Genomic DNA, 18,608 nt, shown 5'->3' on the forward strand with positions numbered 1-18,608 from the left:
AGGGGAGCTTCGCGAAGCGAAGCCGGGTGAGGGATTGTCTCCGCGGGTCGGACCTCTCATTTCCCGAATTCACGCTCCGCGGGGACAACCCCTCATCCGGCGCGCATGTCATGCGCGCCACCTTCGCCCACAAGGGGAGAAGGGAAGAAGCGAGTAACTCGTGTTCGCCTACACCGCCAGACGAATCGTCTACGTCATTCCGATCGTGCTCAGCGTTGCGCTGGTGTGCTTCCTGCTCGTGCACATCACACCGGGCGATCCGCTGGTCGCCGTGCTGCCCGCTGACGCATCCCAGGAGCTCGCCGCGCAACTGCGCTCGGCCTACGGCTTCGACCGTCCCCTGCCGGTGCAGTTCGGGCTCTGGCTGTGGCGCGCGCTCCATGGCGATCTCGGCAATTCGATCGCAACCGGCCGCCCGGTGCTGACCGAGGTGGTGCGCGCGGTCGGCAACACCGTGATGCTGGCGATCGCGGCGGCGATCATCGGCTTCACGCTCGGTCTGCTATTCGGCCTGATCGCCGGCTATTTCCGCGATACCTGGGTCGACAAGGTTGCGACCTCGGTTGCGATCGCCGGCGTGTCGCTGCCGCATTACTGGCTCGGCATGCTGTTGGTCATCATCTTCTCGGTGCAGCTCAACTGGCTGCCGGCGGTCGGTGCCGGCCCCGGCGGCTCCGGTGCCTGGGCATGGGATTGGGAGCATCTGCGCTATCTCGTGTTGCCGGCGATCACGACCGCGGTGATTCCAATGGGCATCATCACCCGCACCGTGCGCGCGCTGACCGGCGATATCCTAAGCCAGGATTTCGTCGAGGCTCTGCGCGCCAAGGGGCTGCGCGAGACCGGGGTGTTCCGCCATGTCGTCAAGAACGCCGCGCCGACCGCGCTCGCCGTGATGGGCCTGCAACTCGGCTACATGCTCGGTGGCTCGATCCTGATCGAGACGGTGTTCTCATGGCCCGGCTCGGGCCTGTTGCTGAATTCCGCGATCTTCCAGCGCGATCTGCCGCTGCTGCAGGGCACGATCCTGGTGCTGGCCTTGTTCTTCGTGCTGCTCAATCTCCTGGTCGACATCGCGCAGGCCGCGATCGACCCGCGCATCAAGCGGAGCTAGGCGATGAGTGCGATGACCGATGCCGCACTGCAGGCCGCGCCCGCGACGAAAGCGCGCGGCTATTGGTCGACCGTCGCGCGCCGCATCACCCGCGACAAGGTCAGCATGGCCTGCGCCATCGTCCTGGTGCTGATTTTTGCATCAGCGCTGCTCGCGCCCTGGCTTCATCTCGCCGATCCCTACCAGGGATCGATGATCCGCCGTCTTCGCCATATCGGCACGCCCGGCTACCCGCTCGGCACCGACGAGCTCGGTCGCGACATGCTGGCGCGGCTGATCTATGGCGGACGGCTGTCGCTGATCGTCGGCATCCTGCCTGTGATCTTCGCCTTCGTGATCGGCACCTCGCTCGGCCTCGTCGCCGGATATGTCGGCGGGAAGCTCAACACCGCGATCATGCGCACGGTCGACGTGTTCTACGCTTTCCCCTCGGTGCTGCTGGCGATCGCTATTTCAGGCGCGCTCGGCGCCGGCATTGTCAACTCGATCGTGTCGCTCACCGTCGTGTTCGTGCCGCAGATCACGCGCGTCGCGGAGAGCGTCACCACAGGCGTGCGCAACATGGATTTCGTTGAAGCCGCGCGCGCGTCGGGCGCGGGACCGTTCACCATCATGCGCGTGCATATGCTCGGCAATGTGCTCGGTCCGATCTTCGTTTACGCCACCGGACTGATCTCGGTGTCGATGATCCTTGCTGCCGGTCTCTCCTTCCTCGGGCTCGGCACCAAGCCGCCGGAGCCGGAATGGGGCCTGATGCTCAATACCCTGCGCACCGCGATCTATGTCAATCCGTGGGTCGCGGCGCTGCCGGGTGCGATGATCTTCGCGGTCTCGATCTGCTTCAACCTGTTGAGCGACGGCATGCGCAGCGCCATGGATATCAGGAACTAGAGCGATGACCGGAACAGGAACCGCATCGCTGACCGATATGCTGGAGCCGGTCGCCGACATCGGCGGCGCTGCGCAGCCGCTGTTGCAGGTCAAAGGACTGACCAAGCACTTTCCGGTGCGCGGCGGGCTATTCAGCCCGCGCAAGACCGTGCGTGCTGTCGACGACGTCTCCTTCGCGGTCATGAAGGGCGAGACCGTCGGCATCGTCGGCGAATCCGGCTGCGGCAAGTCGACCACCGCACGGCTCTTGATGCATCTGATGATGCGCGATGCCGGCGAGATCGTCTATGACGGGATGCAGGTCGGCCGCGCGCTCAGTCTGCGCGAGCTGCGCCGCGGCATGCAGATGGTGTTCCAGGACAGTTACGCATCGCTCAATCCGCGTCTCACCATCGAGCAATCGATCGCCTTTGGGCCGAAGGTCCACGGCATGGCCGATGGCGCGGCGCGCACGCTGGCGCGGGAGCTGCTCGGCAAGGTCGGTTTGCGGCCGGAGACCTTCGCCAACCGCTATCCGCACGAGATTTCCGGCGGCCAGCGTCAGCGGGTCAACATCGCCCGCGCGCTCGCGCTATCGCCGCGGCTCGTGATCCTCGATGAAGCGGTCTCTGCGCTCGACAAGTCGGTCGAGGCGCAGGTGCTCAATCTGCTGGCGGATCTCAAGCGCGAGTTCGGGCTCACCTATCTCTTCATCAGCCACGATCTCAACGTGGTCCGCTACATCTCCGACCGCGTGCTGGTGATGTATCTCGGCGAGGTCGTCGAGCTCGGCCCGGTCGATGCGGTCTGGAATGCGCCGGCGCATCCCTATACCCGGGCGCTGCTCGCAGCGATGCCGTCGTCCGATCCCGACCGGCGTACCGAGGTGCCGCCGATCTCGGGCGATCCACCCAATCCGATCGATCCGCCACCGGGTTGCCGGTTTCACACCCGCTGTCCGTTTGCGGAGCCGCTTTGCGCAAACGCAACGCCAAAGCTCAGCGATCTCGATACAATGGGCCACCAAGCGGCGTGCTACATGACCATTCCGGGCTCAGGGCACAGCCGCGCGCCGGCAAAAGCAAAAGGAGAAAACGCGGCATGACCAGACCCACACCCAGGGATGCCAAGGTGATCGCGCACGTCGCCGACGTGCCCGCCGATGATGAGGTGGCCAACCGTATCGCCAATTCGATCGGACCCGCATTCGACGGCTTCGCGCCGATCTCCGGCACGCTGCCGTTCGATCTCGAACCTGCGAGCTTCCTGCTGGCGCAGGTCGCGCAGAAGATCGAGAAGGTGTCGAAATGAGCACCGAACCCGCCTTGATGACCCTGACCGCAGTCGCCAAGGCGATTGCCGAGAAGAAGGTCTCGTCGCACGAGGTAACGCGCGCCGTGCTGCACCGGATCGCGGAGTGGCAGCCTCGTCTCAACGCCTATATGGCGATCGAATCGGAAGAGGCGCTTGCCGCCGCCACCGAGGCCGATGCCGAGCTTGCGAAAGGCAGCAGCCGCGGCGTGCTGCATGGCGTGCCGATGGCGCACAAGGACATGTACTACGACGCCGGCAAGGTGGTGACCTGCGGCTCGCTGATCCGCCGCGATTTCGTGCCGAAGACGACCGCGACCGCGCTGCAGCGGCTGAAGGATGCCGGACAGATCCGGCTCGGCTCGTTGCAGATGGTCGAGTTCGCCTACGGCCCCACAGGCCACAATGTGCACTACGGCCCGGTGCACAATCCCTGGAACGTCGATCACATCACTGGCGGCTCGTCGTCGGGCTCCGGCGCGGCGGTCGCGGCGCGCCTGACCTTTGCGGCGCTCGGCTCCGACACCGGCGGCTCGGTGCGCATGCCCGCGCATTTCTGCGGCGTCACCGGCCTGAAGACCACGGTCGGACGCGTCAGCCGCGCCGGTGCGATGCCGCTGTCGCAGTCGCTCGACACCGTCGGTCCGCTGGCGCAGACCGCGGAGGATTGCGCGCTGCTGCTTGGCCTGATGGCCGGCGCGGATACCGAGGATCTCACCGCCTCGAACCAGCCGGTGCCGGATTACATGGCCGCGACCAGGGAGTCGTTGAAAGGCCTGAAGATCGGCGTGCCCACGGCGTTCTACGTCGACGATCTCGATCCCGAGGTGGCGCGCACCTTCGACGAGACCATTGCGACGCTGAAGAGGGAAGGCGCCGAGATCGTCAAGGTCGAGCTTCCGGATCAGCGCCAGCTCAGTTCGGCCTCGCAACTGGTGCTCGCGGTCGAGGCGGCGGCCTTCCACAAGCGCTGGATGATCGAGCGGCCACAGGATTACGGCGCGCAGGTGCTGATGCGTTTGCAGAATGGCCTGACGATTCCGGCGGTCACCTATCTCGAGGCGATGCGCTGGCGCGGGCCGGCGCTGGCCGCGCACAATGCCGCGGTCAGCGGCGTCGATGCGGTGATCGCGCCGTCGTCGCCGGTGCCGGCGCCGACGATTGCCGAGAGCGATGTCGGCAACGGTCCGGGCGCGGACGCGGTGATCCAGCGGCTGACGCGGTTCACCCGCCCGGTCAACTATCTCGGCCTGCCGTCGCTCTCCATCCCCTCCGGCTTCACGAAGGCGGGCCTGCCGGTCGGCATGCAACTGATCGGCCGCTCCTTCGAGGAGGCCGCGCTGCTTCGGATCGGCGCCGCCTTCCAGCGCGCCACCGATTATCACGCACAGGTGCCGAAACTCGCATGACCGACCTTGTCGAGATCAACAACCTCAACATCCGCTTCACCGGCGATCGGACGGTCCATGCCGTGAACGATCTCAGCCTGTCGCTCGGCGAGGGCGAGGTGTTGGGGCTGCTCGGCGAGTCCGGCTCCGGGAAGAGCGTGACGCTGCGTGCGCTGATGCGGCTGCTGCCGAAGAAGCGCACGCAGATGTCCGGCAGCGTCAAGGTGCTGGGCCGGGAGGTGCTGACGATGGACGACGAGGCGCTGTCCGCGTTCCGCGGCCAGATCGTCTCGATGATCTTCCAGGAGCCGGCGCTCGCGCTCGATCCGGTCTACACCATCGGGCGGCAGATCGCCGAAACCGTGATGCGGCACGAAGGCAAGAGTGAGCGCGAAGCGATGGCGCGTGCGCTCGAGATGCTGGAGGTGGTGCGGATTCCGTCCGCCAAGCGGCGGCTGGAATCCTATCCGCACGAGATGTCGGGCGGCATGCGGCAGCGCGCGATGATCGCGCTGGCGCTCGCCTGCAAGCCGAAGATCCTGCTCGCGGACGAGCCGACCACGGCGCTCGACGCCACCGTGCAGATCCAGATCCTGCTATTGCTGCGCGAGCTGCAGCGCGAGTTCGGCATGTCCGTCATCTTCGTCACTCACGACATCGGCGTTGCCATCGAGATATGCGACCGCGTCGCCGTGATGTATGCCGGCCAGATCGTCGAGCAGGGCGCGTTGCGCGAGATCGTGCGCAGGCCGGTCCATCCCTACGCCAAGGGGCTGCTGGCCTCGACCATCCATGGCGCGAAGCGCGGCGAGCGGCTGGAGACCATTCCGGGCACGCCGCCTTCGCTCGATCGCGCGCCGACCGGCTGCTCCTTCGCGCCGCGCTGCGGCCTCGCCCAGTCGCGCTGCAGCGAAAGCCTGCCGCCCAACGTGCAGATAGCACGCGGGCATGTCGCGCGCTGCGTGCTGGCCGAGCCGGCGGTCGCAGCGGTTTAGCCTGCGCGAGGCGACCGGCGGATTGCGGCCGCGCGACGGGAAGCTAGCGCCCGGTTCCGATTGCACGACCTTGCGATTGCAGGCCTCGGCCCGCTGTTGCGGATCCTTGGTTCCGTCGACTGGACCCACGGCATTGGGTCCCGACGCCGTGGCAGGCCCCCCGAACCTGACAGTCCACTTGTTCCGGCAACCACGGGATGAGTAGATCGGGTCCGGGCCAAGGCCGGCTGCCTGGAGCCCGGGTTCGGCGTCCGGCTGCGGCGCGTTGCTCGATATCCATGGCGAGATCGGCCGGGTCTCGATGGCGGCCGTTCTCGTGCCTTTTCCAAAAACACGGCCCGGTTCGGCGACAAACTAGCCATCATTCCTTCAATTCCCCGTGCCATCACCGACTTGCGGTCGCGAACCGGTCTCTCGGTTAACGCGACTTAAATGGTGGATGGTCACACAAAAATGGACGATGGCCACAAACGTCGGTACAACGTGGCTTTCACATAACCCTTTGGCAGAGACTGGACTTTATGGCAGCCGTTCCCGCCGTCCGGCGTTCCGAACTGGGAGACGCGCTGCGCGCGTGCCGCAGTGCCTTCATTGGCGTTGGTTTCATGAGTTGCATGATCAACCTGTTGTACCTGACAGGTTCGATGTTCATGCTGCAGGTCTACGACAGGGTGCTGCCGAGCCGCAGCGTTCCGACGCTGGTCGGCCTCGTGGTCATCGCCGCCGGCCTTTACATTGCCCAGGGAGTGCTCGATCTGCTGCGCGGCCGGATTCTCGGCCGCATCGGAACCTCGCTCGACGAAGCGCTCAACGCGCGGGTGTTCGACACCATCATCCGGCTGCCCCTGATGGCCGGCAATCGCAGCGAGGGCCTGCAGCCGCTGCGCGACCTCGACAATGTGCGCTCCTTCCTCGGCAGCATGGGGCCCGGTGCATTCTTCGATCTGCCCTGGCTGCCGTTCTACATGGCGATCTGCTTCGCGTTCCATTGGCTGCTCGGCGTCACCGCGCTGGTTGGCGCCATCATTCTGGTGGCGCTGACCCTGATCACCGAATACCTGTCGCGCGCGCCCGCCAAGGATGCGCTGACGCTTGCAGCGCGGCGCAACGATATCGCGGCGTCCAGCCGCCGCAATGCCGAGGTGCTCGTCGCGATGGGCATGGCCGGGCGAATGAATAAGCGCTGGAACGATGCCAACGAGGACTACCTGGCCGGCAACCAGCGCGCGAGCGACGTCGCCGGCGGGTTGGGTGCGGTCGCCAAGGTGCTGCGCATGATGCTGCAGTCGTCCGTGCTTGCGGTCGGCGCCTATCTGGTGATCCACCAGGAAGCCACCGGTGGCATCATCATCGCCGGCTCGATCCTGAGCGCCCGGGCGCTAGCGCCGGTCGATCTGGCGATCGCGCACTGGAAGGGTTTCGTCGCTGCGCGCCAGAGTTGGCACCGGCTCAACCGGCTGCTGCAGCAGATGCCGGCGCGGCCTGAGCAAACCCTGTTGCAGTCGCCGACGAAGAGGCTGTCGATCGAGGGTGTGACGATGGTCGCGCCGGGCGATCAGCGCGTGATCGTGCAGGATGTCAGCTTTACGGTCGAAGCCGGCAGCGGCGTCGGCGTGATTGGTCCGAGCGGTTCCGGCAAGTCGTCGCTGATCCGGGCGTTGGTCGGCGTCTGGACGCCGGTCCGCGGCAAGGTGCGGCTCGACGGCGCCGCGCTCGACCAATGGTCGTCGGACGTGCTCGGACGCCATGTCGGGTATCTGCCGCAGGACGTCGAACTGTTCGGCGGCACGATCGCGCAGAACATCTCCCGCTTCGATCCCGACGCCAAGTCCGATGCCATCATCGCGGCGGCCAAGGAGGCCGGCGTCCACGAGATGATCATCAAGATGCGCGAGGGCTATGACACCCAGGTCGGCGAGCAGGGCAGTGCGCTCTCGGCCGGCCAGGCGCAGCGCGTCGCGCTGGCGCGCGCGCTTTACGGCAAACCGTTCCTGGTCGTGCTCGACGAGCCGAATTCCAATCTCGACAGTGAGGGTGACGAGGCGCTGACCCGCGCGGTGCGCTCGGCGCGGGAGCGTGGCGCGATTGTCGTCGTGGTCGCGCATCGCCCGATCGGCATCGAAGGCGTGGATCAGCTCCTGGTGCTGAAGGACGGCCGCATGCAGACCTTCGGACCCAAGGATGTCGTGCTCGGTCAGGTGCTGCAGCGCGTCGCGCCGCCCGCGCCGGTCAGGATCGTTGCCGATGCGGGAGCAGCCAAGTCATGACCGATCTCCCGCGCAACGCACATCAATCGATCAGGAAGCATCTGATCGTAGGGCTTGCCGTGGTGCTGGTTCTGGCCGGCGGCGTCGGCGGCTGGGCCTCGACGGTGCCGATCTCGGGCGCATTGATCGCGCCGGGCTCCGTGGTCGTCGATACCAACGTCAAGAAGGTGCAGCATCCGACCGGCGGCGTGGTCGGCGAGATCCTAGCGCGTGACGGCGATACGGTGAAAGCCGGCGACGTCGTGGTGCGTCTCGACGAGACGGTCGTGAAGGCAAGCCTTGCGATCGTGGTCAAGACCTTGAACGGTCTTTACGCGCGCGCTGCCCGGCTGGAGGCCGAGCAGCAGGGCCGCGACAAGATCGTCTTTCCACCGCAGCTCGCCGAGCACGCCGACGATCCCGACGTTCGCGATGTCATGGCGAGCGAAACCAAGCTGTTCGAGGTCCGGGTGAATGGCCGCACCGGCCAGAAGGCACAGCTCCGCGAGCGTGTCGTCCAGCTCAACGAAGAGATCGCGGGGCTCCAGGCCCAGGAGCAGGCCAAGGACAAGGAGATCGCCCTGGTTCAGCAGGAGCTGGTCGGCGTCCGCCAGCTCTATGAGCAGCATCTGGTGCAGCTCACCCGGCTGACCACGCTGGAGCGCGACGCGGCCCGGCTCGCCGGCGAGCGTGCGCAGTACATCGCTCAGCGCGCGCAGGCCAAGGGCAAGATCACCGAGACCGAGCTGCAGATCATCCAGGTCGACAAGGATATGCTGGCCGAGGTTTCCAAGGATCTGCGCGAGACCAACGACAAGATCGGCGAGTATGTCGAGCGCAAGGTTACCGCGGAGGACCAACTCCGCCGCATCGACATCCGCGCACCGCAGGACGGCGTCGTGCTGCAGTCGACCGTGCATACGGTCGGCGGCGTCATCACCGCGGGCGACGCGATCATGATGATCGTGCCGAAGGCCGACGCGCTGTCGGTCGAAGCCAAGGTCAATCCGCAGGACATCGACAAGCTGCAGATCGGTCAGAAAACGTTGCTGCGGCTCTCCGCCTTCAACCAGCGCACCACACCTGAGCTCAACGGCGTCGTCACCCGCGTCTCCGCCGACACCACGACGGATCAGCGCACCGGGCAGTCCTACTACACCATCCGCGTCTCGATGCCGCCGGAGGAAGTCGCCCGCCTCGGCAGCGAGGTCAAGATCATCCCGGGCATGCCGGTGGAAGCCTTCGTCCAGACTGGTGATCGCACCATGCTGTCCTATCTGATGAAGCCGCTGAGCGACCAATTCATGCGCTCGTTCCGCGAGAAGTGAGTATCGGGCGCGAGCTCATTGGCCCGTCATCCTGAGGTGCGAGCGGAGCGAGCCTCGAAGGATGCACGGCCCCGCTGGTGGCCGTCGATCCTTCGAGACGCGCTTCGCGCTCCTCAGGATGACGGGGAGAAATCGAGCCCGTGGGCGAATATCCGACGTCGTCGAGTGTAGCGCGGCGTGAGGCGATCACAGCGACAGATTTTTCAGCAGCAACTCCAGCGCCGCCTTGGCGAACGCCCGCATGTTGGCCTGCCGGTCGCTGCCGCCGGTCTCGAGCGTGATCACCTGCTGTTGTGGTCCGGCGACCGCCATGCAGCTATGGCCGGCGGCGTCGCCATAGCGGTTGCCGGTCGGTCCGGCTGCGCCGGTTTCCGACAATCCCCAATCGGTCGAGAGGTGCTCGCGGATCTGCCGCGCGAGCAGTTGCGCGTAGGGCTCCGACGCCGAGCGGATGCCTCGCATGGCATCGTCCGGAATGTCCATCAGCGCGCGCCGGGCGTCGCGGGTGTAGATCACTCCGCCGCCGATGAAATAGGCCGACGCCCCGGGCACCGCGAGCAGCGATGCCGAGATCAATCCCCCGGTCGAGGATTCTGCGACGGCGATCGTCTGCTTGCTCGCGATCAGTTTTTTGGCGATCTGCTCAGCGATGGATACGAGCTCGGTCATCGGCAGCCTTTCTGTTGTGCCATGAAAATTATCCGGGGCGTCCTGCCGTCCTAGCACACCACATCGCCCTCTGCCGAGTTGCCCGCCACCGGCAGGCCTGCTTGAATGCCGTGCAAACAAGTTGGCGTCGCCACGGGCGCGCCGATCAGAGGAAACATCATGACGTTGCCGATCGCGGGCGGCGTGGATTGCGATCTGCATCCCGCCGTGCCTCATCTCACCAGCCTGCTGCCCTACTTGAACGACTACTGGCGCGACCAGGTGACGACGCGTGGCATGACGGACCTGATCTCGCAATCCTATCCGCTCAATTCGCCGATTTCGTCGCGGCCGGATTGGCGGCCGGCGCAGGGCAAGCCGGGCTCTGATATCGCCGACATGCAGCACCAGGCGCTCGACAAGTTCGGCACAGCCTACGGCATCTGCAATCCGCTCTACGGCGTGCAGATGGTGTTTTCCGAGGACATGGCGAATGCATTCTGCCGCGCGCTGAACGACTGGCTGGTAAAGGAATGGCTCGACAAGGATGATCGCCTGCGCGGCTCGATCGTGATCCCAGTGCAAAGCATCGAGAAGGCGGTCGCGGAGATCGAGCGTTGCGCGCAGGACAAGCGCTTCGTGCAGGTGCTCATGCTGGTCATGGGCGACATGCCGCTCGGCAAGCGCCATTATTGGCCGATTTACGCGGCGGCCGAGCGCCTTGGGCTACCGATCGGCATCCATGCCGGCAGCGCCTATCACAATCCGCCGACCTCGGTCGGCTGGGGCTCCTATCACATCGAGGATTATGTCGCGCAGGCGCAGGCATTCCAGACCCAGCTCACCAGCCTGATCGTCGAGGGGGTGTTCGCGCGCCATCCGAACCTGAAGATGGTGATGCTGGAATCGGGTTTCACCTGGCTGCCGCCGTTCCTGTGGCGGCTGCACAAGTTCTGGCGCGGTGTGCGCATGGAAACGCCGTGGGTCGACCGTGCGCCGCTGGAGATTGTGCGCAGCAACATCCGTTTCTCGCTGCAGCCGGTCGACGCGCCGCCGGAACCCGATACGCTGAACCGGCTGTTCGACCATATGCAGTCGGACGAATTGCTCCTATTCTCGACCGACTATCCGCATTGGCAGTTCGACGGCGATGACGTGCTGCCGGAGGGATTATCGCCGGATCTCGTGCGCAAGATCATGGTCGACAATCCACACGCGACTTATACGCGCTTGAAAGTCAAGGAGACGACGCCATGAACGTCCAGCTTCGCGAACCTCCGCAAGCCGCATCGTCCACCGCCATCAAGACCGCGATTGCCGATTGCGACATCCATCCGGCGCGCGCGACGGCGGACGAGCTGTATCCGTTCCTGGCAAAGCGCTGGCACGCGCATCTCGAAACGTTCGGCGTCCATGCCTATCAGGGCATGATGGGCGGACCGCCCTATCCGAAGGCGCAGCCCAACGCCTCGCGCCGCGACGCCTATCCGCCGGAGGGCGGCCCGCAGGGGTCTTCGCTGTCCTTCATGCAGAAGCAGCTTCTCGACCCCAATAATGTCGCGCTCGGGGTGCTCAATCCACTCAACACCGGGCAGGGCATTCGCAATCAGGATCTCGCCGGCGCGATCTGCTCGGCGGTCAACGACTGGCAGATCGAGAAATGGACCAGCAAGGATTCGCGGCTGAGGGGCTCGATCGTCGTCGCCAATGAGGACGGCGTCTCAGCCGCCGCCGAAATCCGCAAGCGCGCAGGCGACAAGAACTTCGTCCAGGTTCTCTTGCTCAGCCGCAACGTCGAGCCGCTCGGTCAGCGCCGCTATTGGCCGATCTACCAGGCCGCGGAAGAGGCTGGCCTTCCGATCGGCGTGCATGCCTTCGGCTTCGGCGGCAATCCGATCACCGCATCGGGCTGGCCGAGCTATTACATCGAGGAGATGGTCGGCCATTCGCAGTGCCAGCAGACCGCGCTGGCTAGCCTCGTGCTCGAAGGCGTGTTCGAGCGCTTCCCGAAATTGAAGATGGTGATGGTCGAAGCCGGCTTCGGTTGGGCGCCGTCGCTGGCGTGGCGGCTGGACAAGGTGTTCGCGCGGCTGCACGCTGAGGTGCCGCATCTGAAACGCAAGCCGTCGGACTATATCCGCGACCACATCTGGTGGACGACACAGCCGATGGAGGATCCGGAAAGTCGTGATCACCTGTTCCAGACCATCGAATGGATCGGTTGGGACAAGCTGTTGTTCGCGACCGACTATCCGCACTGGGATTACGACGACCCGTCGCGCGTGTTGCCGGCCGGCGTCAGCGACGCCAACAAGCAGGCGTTCTATCTCGATAACGCGAAGAAGCTCTACGGTATCGCATAAATGGCGCGTCATGTGGTTGCCCCGGTGGATGAACTGCCGCCGGGTTCGCGAAAGTCCATCGAGATCGATGGACGACCGATCGTGGTCTTCAACGTCAAGGGCGAGTTCTTCGGCCTGTTGAACCGCTGTCCACATCAGGGCGCGGCGCTGTGCGAGGGCCCCCTGATCGGTCTGGCGTCGTCGTCCGATCCCGGCGAAATCGAATACACCAAGCTCGGTGAGATCCTGCGCTGCCCGTGGCACGGCTGGGAATTCGACATCCGCACCGGCCAGTCCTATTGCGATCCCCGCCGCTTCCGCGTGCGCGCCTACCCGGTCAATGTCGAAGCGGGCACGAACCTCGTGAAGGGGCCCTATGTCGCCGAGACCATCAAGGTTGCGGTCGAGAGCAACTACGTGGTGGTCGACCTGTAGCCGCGATCTTCCCGGTATTCGCGTTCACGGGAGTCCGCTATCGATGAGCGTTTCGCGAAACCTCCTGATGCGTGCGTTTGGCCGCCCTCAAGGTCTGCTCGGGAGGTTGGGCGGCACCATCATGGCGCGCATGAATGCGGATTGCGGGGCTTGGGTGGTGGAGCTTCTCGAGGTCGAAGCTGACGACAGCGTGCTTGAGGTCGGGTTCGGTCCCGGCGCCGTCATGCAGCGCCTGTCCGGTCTCGTTTCAGCCGGGAGCGTTGTGGGCGTCGATCCGTCGGCCGAGATGGTGGAGCAGGCGCGGAGCCGGAACGCGGCGGCCGTCCGGAGTGGGCATATCGACCCGCAGCTCGGCTCTGTCGAGCGCCTGCCGTTCGGTAACGACAGCTTTGACAAGGCGCTCGCGATCAACTCGATGCAGGTCTGGCCGGATGCGATCGCAGGTTTGCGCGAGATCCGGCGGGTGCTGAAGCCGCGCGGCAGGATCGCGCTTGGCTTCACCGCCTATTCCGGCCAGCCGAACGAAGGGCTTGCGGAAAAGCTGACCGCCGCCGGCTTTGCGGGGGCAAGCCTGGTGAAAACGGACAAGTGGTTCTGTGCCCTGGCCACAAAGCCATGAGGCGGGGCGACGCGCGCTATTGCGGCCCGCCGCTCGTCATGGCCTGCCGCTCGCGCGCGTAACGCACCAGCGCGACGAAGCGATAGATGCCGTGCACGAACTTGCCATAGGGCATCGTGATGAACAGCGCGAACACCACGCCGAGATGCAGCGCCAACAGCGGGCCCATCGCGCCGGTGTCGCGCCAGAATAGCAGCGCAAGTCCGGTGATACTGGTCAGGAACAGCATCGCGATGAACGCGGTGTCCATGCCCATGCGCTGCTCGTCGACCAGCACGCGGTCGCGCTTCCATTTCTCAGTGAGCAGGCCGATCGGGCCGATCACGAGGCCGATGCCGCCGAGTGTTCCGAGCACGACCGGCAGATCCCACCACGCATACGGCGCCTCGCGCGCCAGCAGATAATGATAGAGCGTGCCGACACAGGTCGCGGCGAAGCACAGGGCGAAGCCGTAGAAGGTGAAATGGTGATACAGCTTGCGGCGATCGGTCGGGCGGTCGTCCTCATTGAAGCAGCCGACCCCGCCGCCGTCGAGATAGCGCAACTCGCCGGCGTCGCGGATCGCTTGCAGCAGCGCCTTGCTGTCGGTCCTCATGCCGACCGGCTCGCCGATGTCGCGCCAGAACGCGCGCACGCCCATGACCAGCGCAAGGATCGCATAGAGGAAGGCCAAGCCGAACAGCAGCGCCATCGCGTTGTGCGGCATCAACCGATAGAACGCGCCGGGGCCGGTGTGGATGCCATAGAGCACGGCGCGGTCGTTGGCCGCGGCGAAGCCGAAGATGAAGGCGGCGACGCTCAACGCCGCGATCAGGCTGATGACGAGGCCGTTGCGCGCAAACGCGCCGGCCAGCGCGCGCGGCCAGGCATAGGCGGCGTAGGATTCGGCGCGGGCGATCGCGAGGGTCTGCGGCACATTGACGTTGAATTCGTGCGGCGGCGAGAACTGGCAGTCGGTGTAGCAGGCGCCGCAAGCATGGCAGAGATTGGCGAGGTAGTTGAGATCGCCATCGGTGAAGGCGCGGCGCATCTCCATCGCGGGGAACACCGCGCACAGGCCCTCGCAATAGCGGCAGGAGTTGCACACCGTCATCAGACGGTCGGCTTCCTGCAAGATCCTGGTCCCGTGCATCGCTTCGTTCGCCTCGCTACTTCCGGGTCAGTCCCTTGCCTTCCAGCCATGTCTGGATCAGGCCGGCGACCTCGGCGTTGTTCTTGTCCATCATCATCATGTGCGAATTGCCCTTGATGCCGACCTTCGGCAGGTCGACGACGTCGACGCTGCCGCCGGCGGCCTTGATGGCGTCGGCAAAGGCGACGCCGGTGGCGCGGATCTTTGGCCAGCGCGAATCGCGCTCGATGTAGTCGCCATAGACGATCAGCGTCGGGATGTCCTTCAGCGCATCGACCTTGGCGGGATCGCCGACGCCGGCCGGCTCGATCGCGATCAGCGCCTTCACCTTGTCGGGCCGTGCCTGCGCGACCTTGAAGCCGAAGGTGCCGGCCTGGCTATGGAACAGGATGATGCAGGGCCCGACGCGATCGATCTCAGCGATATAGGCCGCGATCGTCGCGTCATCGGTGGTGGTCCAGCGCGGCACGTTCTGCTTGACGAAGTTCTCATAGCCCTCGTTCGGGAATTGGCTTCCCGGCATCAGCCTCCGCTTGGCGGGATCTGGATCGTATGAACCCGGACCGTCGCCGATGCGAAAGCGCTCGAACGGATTGGCGGTGGTGAGAAACACCGGCTCGCCCTTGAAGATATCGGGATATTGCGCCCAGCCGGCGCGGCCACGCTCGACAGCGTCCGAATTGTAGACGCTCCAGCCCTTGCGCAGGAAGTAGTTCAGCCAGCCCTCGCGGCCGTCCGGCGTGGTCTCGTAGGTGACGCCGGTCAGTCCGCCGCCGTGCCACAGCAGCAATGGATAGGCGCCCGTCTCGTGCTGCGGCAGGAAGTACTGCACGTACATCTGCTCGACCTGGTAGGTGCCGTTCGGATCGACTTTTGCCGGCACGCCACCCGGCGTGAAGATGACCTCCTTCACCGGCTTGCCTTTGATCTCGACGAGGCGGCCGCCAACATGGAACGAGCCCATGTCGCGCAGCGCGATCGGCTCGGCGGCGTGTGTGGCGGTCGACGCCATCAGGATGGCGGCAGCGGAGATAAGTGCAAATCGCGACATCGGTGCTCCCGCTTTCTGCTCCGTCTTCCCGCTCTTCGCGGGGTCGAGACGAGCGAAGCTCGCTCTTAGAGGGTCGGGGTGATTGGCTCTTTCTATGCACCGAGCTCGCGGAGCGTCCCCCTCACCCGGATTACTTGGCAATCCGACCTCTCCCCGCAGGCGGAGCGGGGTGAGCAGGACGCGGCGCTCAGTTCCGCGCATGCTTCGCCGCTTCCCGGCCGGCGACGCGGCCGAACACGCTGCCGATGGTCATGCCGATGCCGGCGGCATATCCCTTGCCCAGCACGTTGCCGGCCATGATCTCGCCGGCGGCGAACATGTTGGCGGAGGGCTTGCCCTCCTTCATCAGGATCCGCGCCTGCTTGTTCACGCGGGTGCCGAGATAGGTGAAGGTGATGCCAGGTCGTACCGGATAGGCGAGGTAGGGCGGCGTCTCGATCTTGCGCGCCCAATGCGTCTTTGGCGGCGTGATACCCTCGGTGCGGCAGTCATCGAGGATGGTGTGGTCGAAGGTGCCTGATCGCACCGCGGCGTTGAATTCGGTGATGGTCTTCTCCAGCGCGCTCGGATCGAGCTCGAGCTTGCCGGCGAGTTCGGCAATCGTCGCGCCCGCGATAGGCGGAAACAGCGTCGGCATGAAGCTGGTGACCACAGTCGAATCGAAGATTATGTAGGCGATCTGGTCCGGCTGCGCCGCGACCAGTCGGCCCCAGATCGCATAGCGCTTCGGCCAGATGTCCTCGCCCTCGTCGTAGAAGCGTTCGGCGTGCTTGTTGACGACGATGCCGAACACGACCGAGTCGTGCCGCGTGATGATGCCACCGTCGAATTTCGGCGCGCGCGCGTCGATCGCCACCGCGTGACATTGCGTGGGATCGCCGATCTCCTGTACGCCCTTGGCGAGCAGCATCTTCAGGATTGAGCCACGGTTATAGGGCGTGCCGCGGATCAGGAAATTGTCGGCGGCCTCGCCCCAATGTTCCTTCAGCCATTCGATATTGGCCTCGAAGCCACCGGCCGCCGCCACCAGCGTCGAGGCGCGCACCTCGGTCTTGCCGTTCACCGGCTGCTTCAATTGAGCCGAAAGGAACATGCCGTCCTCGATCCTGAGATCGATGACCTCGGCGTCATAGAGGATGTCGACGCCGATCTCCTCGGCGGTGCGATAGAGCGCGTTGAGCATGGCGCGGCCGCCGCCGAGAAAGAATGAATTGGTGCGTCCAAGGCTCAGCGTGCCGCCGAGCGAGGGTTGCCAGCGCACGCCCTGTTCGACGATCCAGTTCAGGATGTCCTTGGACTCGTGGATCATGAAGCGGGCCAGTTCCTCGTCGGTCTGGCCGCCGGTCACCAGCAGCAAATCCTTCCAGAATTCCTCCTCGGTGTAGGGGCCGGTGAGGATCTCGGTCGCCGCGTCGTGGGCGCAGCGCATGTTGCGGGTGTGTCGGGTGTTGCCGCCGCGGTAGAACTTCGGCGCGCCTTCCAGCACCAGCACGGAAGCGCCCGCCCGTCTGGCGCTGATCGCAGCGCAAAGGGCGGCATTGCCGCCCCCGATCACCAGCACGTCGAACCTGCGCGTCAAGTCAACCATGCGCTCTTGTTATCGTTGCTGGCATGGAAAGCAACACGGCCGGGCGGATACCTGATCCGCCCGGCCGTGATGTGGAATATCAGGCCACCACCGTCTCGCGCTGCGCGGCGGTCTGGCCGCCGCGATAGACGATCAGTGCGGCAGTGATGCCGAGCGCTGCGGCGCACATCAGCCAGAAGCCGGGCGAGGCCTTGTCGCCGGTATGCTGGATCAGCCAGGTCGAGGCGAACGGCGTGAAGGTGCCGAACAGCCCCGCCGCCAGCGCGAATGCCAGCGAGAAGCAGGTGGTGCGGACATGCGCCGGCACGATTTCGACCAGGCAGCCCAGCATGGTGCCGCTGTAGACGCCGAAATAGAACGAGAACATCATCTCGACCGCCAGCATCTTGCCGAAGGTGGGATCGGTGACGAGCCAGTGCAGCGCCGGATAGGCGGTCACGAAGGACAGGCCCGCGATCGCCAGCAGCACCGGCTTGCGGCCGAGCCGGTCGGAGACCGCGCCGCCGACCGGATTCCAGATGAAGTTGGTCACCGCGACCAGCAGCGTGACCAGGAGCGCATCGCGGGTCGTCAGCTTCAGCACGCTCTTGCCGAAGGTCGGCGTGTAGACCGTGACGAAGTAGAAGGTCGTGGTAGTCAGCACCGCGATCATCATGCCCAGAATGACGATGCGCCAGTTCGCCATCGCCGATGCGAACACCTCGCTTGCGGTCGGGTGCTTCTTCATCGCCAGGAACGCCGGGGTTTCCTCCAGCGTCCGGCGCAGGAAGAAGATCACGGGAATGATCAGGCAGCCGACGAAGAACGGGATGCGCCAGCCCCAGGCCGCGACGGTGTCGGCCGGCATGCTCTCGTGGAGCACGTAGCCGAGAATCGAAGCGACGAAGATCGCGACCTGCTGGCTCGCCGACTGGAACGAGGTATAGAAGCCGCGATTGCCGGGCGTGGCAATCTCCGCAAGATACACCGAGACGCCGCCGAGCTCGACGCCGGCGGAGAAGCCCTGCAGCAGACGGGCGATCAGGACGATGACCGGCGCGGCAATGCCGATCGTCGCATAGCTCGGGCAGAAGGCGATCACCACGGTGCCGATCGCCATGATCGAGAGCGTCACGATCAGGCCCTGGCGGCGGCCAATCTTGTCGATATAGGCGCCAAGCACGACCGCGCCGACCGGGCGCATCAGGGCGCCGAGCCAGAACACGCCGAATGCATTGAGCAGCGCCGCGGTCTCGTTCTGGGAAGGGAAGAAGGCTTTTGCAATTGCCTGGGCGTAGAAGCCGAACAGGAAGAAGTCGAATTGCTCGAGGAAATTGCCGCTGGTCGCACGCAGAATGGCTCCGATGCGCGACTTGATCTGCGGGACTTGCGGTGGATTCGACTGCGACATAACGCCCTTTCCTCTTGGTGGCAGACGGACCGACGAAAATTGTCCCGCCAGCCAAGGCAGTTAGCTGCCCATGCGGCAATTTGGCACGCCTGTCCGGCGCGACCAACCCGAAAAACGCGCTCAGACCATCGGAAAATAGCCGTAGGGAAGA

17 protein-coding genes are annotated in these 18,608 nt (G+C 65.2%); 12 read left to right on the top strand and 5 right to left on the bottom strand.

Features of this window, described 5'->3' with window-relative positions; all coding sequences use genetic code 11:
- The first annotated feature begins 160 nt into the window (after positions 1-160).
- The 8 genes from P6U30_RS04070 (at position 161) to P6U30_RS04105 (ending at position 9,252) form a co-directional block, all read left to right on the top strand.
- Positions 161-1,114, top strand: a complete 954-nt coding sequence (locus P6U30_RS04070; protein WP_407168256.1) for an ABC transporter permease — start codon at positions 161-163, stop codon at positions 1,112-1,114.
- 3 nt (positions 1,115-1,117) lie between these two features.
- A complete protein-coding gene (locus tag P6U30_RS04075; protein WP_407168257.1) occupies positions 1,118-2,005 on the top strand; it encodes an ABC transporter permease in 888 nt (295 codons plus the stop codon).
- A 4-nt stretch (positions 2,006-2,009) separates the two neighbouring features.
- A complete protein-coding gene (locus P6U30_RS04080) occupies positions 2,010-3,089 on the top strand; it encodes an ABC transporter ATP-binding protein (protein ID WP_407168258.1) in 1,080 nt (359 codons plus the stop codon).
- A complete protein-coding gene (locus P6U30_RS04085) occupies positions 3,086-3,295 on the top strand; it encodes a hypothetical protein (RefSeq protein ID WP_407168259.1) in 210 nt (69 codons plus the stop codon). Before P6U30_RS04080 ends, P6U30_RS04085 begins: the two co-directional genes overlap by 4 nt.
- A complete protein-coding gene (locus P6U30_RS04090; protein ID WP_407168260.1) occupies positions 3,292-4,704 on the top strand; it encodes an amidase in 1,413 nt (470 codons plus the stop codon). The genes P6U30_RS04085 and P6U30_RS04090 overlap by 4 nt, the downstream gene beginning before the upstream one ends.
- Positions 4,701-5,678: an ABC transporter ATP-binding protein gene (locus tag P6U30_RS04095; RefSeq protein ID WP_407168261.1), complete on the top strand. Its 978-nt coding sequence runs from the start codon at positions 4,701-4,703 to the stop codon at positions 5,676-5,678. Before P6U30_RS04090 ends, P6U30_RS04095 begins: the two co-directional genes overlap by 4 nt.
- Before the next feature lie 521 nt (positions 5,679-6,199).
- Positions 6,200-7,945 (top strand): type I secretion system permease/ATPase, encoded by a 1,746-nt coding sequence (locus tag P6U30_RS04100; RefSeq protein WP_407168262.1) that lies wholly within the window; start codon positions 6,200-6,202, stop codon positions 7,943-7,945.
- A complete protein-coding gene (locus P6U30_RS04105) occupies positions 7,942-9,252 on the top strand; it encodes an HlyD family type I secretion periplasmic adaptor subunit (RefSeq protein WP_407168263.1) in 1,311 nt (436 codons plus the stop codon). The genes P6U30_RS04100 and P6U30_RS04105 overlap by 4 nt, the downstream gene beginning before the upstream one ends.
- A 186-nt stretch (positions 9,253-9,438) precedes the next feature.
- Here the strand turns inward: P6U30_RS04105 and P6U30_RS04110 are convergent, their stop codons facing one another.
- Complete coding sequence (locus P6U30_RS04110) at positions 9,439-9,921, bottom strand: CinA family protein (protein ID WP_407168264.1); 483 nt, start codon at positions 9,919-9,921, stop codon at positions 9,439-9,441.
- 159 nt (positions 9,922-10,080) lie between these two features.
- On the opposite strand from P6U30_RS04110, the gene P6U30_RS04115 reads away from it, so the two are divergent.
- From P6U30_RS04115 to P6U30_RS04130, 4 genes are all read left to right on the top strand, one after another.
- Complete coding sequence (locus P6U30_RS04115) at positions 10,081-11,157, top strand: amidohydrolase family protein (RefSeq protein WP_407168265.1); 1,077 nt, start codon at positions 10,081-10,083, stop codon at positions 11,155-11,157.
- Positions 11,154-12,263, top strand: a complete 1,110-nt coding sequence (locus tag P6U30_RS04120) for an amidohydrolase family protein (protein WP_407168266.1) — start codon at positions 11,154-11,156, stop codon at positions 12,261-12,263. Before P6U30_RS04115 ends, P6U30_RS04120 begins: the two co-directional genes overlap by 4 nt.
- Positions 12,264-12,677, top strand: coding sequence for a Rieske (2Fe-2S) protein (locus P6U30_RS04125; RefSeq protein WP_407168267.1), 414 nt, complete (start codon positions 12,264-12,266; stop codon positions 12,675-12,677).
- Between the two features lie 67 nt (positions 12,678-12,744).
- Entirely contained in the window at positions 12,745-13,296 is a 552-nt protein-coding gene (locus tag P6U30_RS04130; RefSeq protein ID WP_407168268.1) for a class I SAM-dependent methyltransferase, read from the top strand.
- 16 nt (positions 13,297-13,312) lie between these two features.
- Here the strand turns inward: P6U30_RS04130 and tcuB are convergent, their stop codons facing one another.
- From tcuB to P6U30_RS04150, 4 genes are all read right to left on the bottom strand, one after another.
- Entirely contained in the window at positions 13,313-14,428 is a 1,116-nt protein-coding gene (gene tcuB / locus P6U30_RS04135) for a tricarballylate utilization 4Fe-4S protein TcuB (protein WP_407168269.1), read from the bottom strand.
- Positions 14,429-14,444: 16 nt separating this feature from the next.
- Complete coding sequence (locus tag P6U30_RS04140) at positions 14,445-15,479, bottom strand: esterase (protein ID WP_407168270.1); 1,035 nt, start codon at positions 15,477-15,479, stop codon at positions 14,445-14,447.
- Between the two features lie 187 nt (positions 15,480-15,666).
- Positions 15,667-17,067: an FAD-dependent tricarballylate dehydrogenase TcuA gene (gene tcuA, locus P6U30_RS04145; protein ID WP_407168271.1), complete on the bottom strand. Its 1,401-nt coding sequence runs from the start codon at positions 17,065-17,067 to the stop codon at positions 15,667-15,669.
- A gap of 79 nt (positions 17,068-17,146) precedes the next feature.
- Positions 17,147-18,457 carry an MFS transporter gene (locus tag P6U30_RS04150; RefSeq protein WP_407150141.1) on the bottom strand — a complete coding sequence of 437 codons (1,311 nt, stop codon included), beginning with the start codon at positions 18,455-18,457 and terminating at the stop codon, positions 17,147-17,149.
- Positions 18,458-18,608 lie beyond the last annotated feature (151 nt).

Origin of the sequence: Bradyrhizobium sp. ORS 111 (assembly GCF_045571485.1) — a bacterium.
In the GTDB taxonomy this organism is placed as follows: domain Bacteria; phylum Pseudomonadota; class Alphaproteobacteria; order Rhizobiales; family Xanthobacteraceae; genus Bradyrhizobium.